This window comes from Massilia sp. CT11-108, assembly GCF_047302915.1.
Lineage (GTDB): Bacteria > Pseudomonadota > Gammaproteobacteria > Burkholderiales > Burkholderiaceae_D > Telluria > Telluria orientalis.
In genome coordinates this window covers 1-770 of the sequence record NZ_JBKYMO010001073.1, presented here as the reverse complement: position 1 = coordinate 770, position 770 = coordinate 1, and the positions used below count along the sequence as shown (strand labels likewise).

At 69.1% G+C, this 770-nt stretch carries 1 protein-coding gene; it reads right to left on the bottom strand.

What is annotated here, in order from left to right:
- Window positions 1–151: 151 nt before the first annotated feature.
- The coding region (locus tag ACEN88_RS33205) for a type II secretion system F family protein (protein WP_413346566.1) at window positions 152–770 on the bottom strand (619 nt) is incomplete at its 5' end.

Here is a 770-nt window from a genome sequence, read left to right as displayed (position 1 = left end):
GCCACCGCGACTACCTCATCAAGGGCTTGAGCCAGCGCCAGCGCGTGCAGGCGCTGGTCGGTGCGGTCGGGGGCCAGCCACAGGTACAGGCCGACACAGCCGAAGCTGACGGCGAGGAACACGACGATGGGCAGTAACATGGCGTTCTCCTTCAGACACGGATACGGGTGATGCGGCCCAGGACGACGATGCCGAGCAACATCATGCACAGCAGGGCACGCAGCATGGCGACGCCGATGGGGTCGACCCACAGCGGCCGCATGAAGTCGGGATTGACGAGGTACAGCAGGGCACCCAGCAGGAAGGGCAGCAGGGCCAGCGTCCAGGCGGACATCCGGCCTTCCGCCGACAGGACGCGCACGCGCGCGAGCAGTTTCAGGCGTTCGCGAATCAGGTGGCTCAGGTTGCCGATCACTTCCGCCAGGTTGCCGCCCGACTGCCGCTGGATCAGGACGGCCACCGCGAAATACCGGTAGTCCGTCAGCGGCACGCGCTCGCACAGGCCCGCCAGTGCCTGCTGCAGCGAGACGCCGAAGCTGACCTGCTCGTGCACGAGCCGGAACTCGGCGGCGATCGGCTCCGGCATTTCATCGGCCAGCATCTGGATGCCCAGCGGCAGCGAGTGGCCGGCGCGCACGGCGCGCGTGATGAGGTCCAGCGCTTCCGGCAGCTGCTGATCGAGCCGGCGCAGGCGGCGCCGGCGTTGCGTCGCCACGTAGCCCCAGGGCAGGGCGGCCAGCAGGCCCGCGAGGACGAGGCGGAAGTACAGC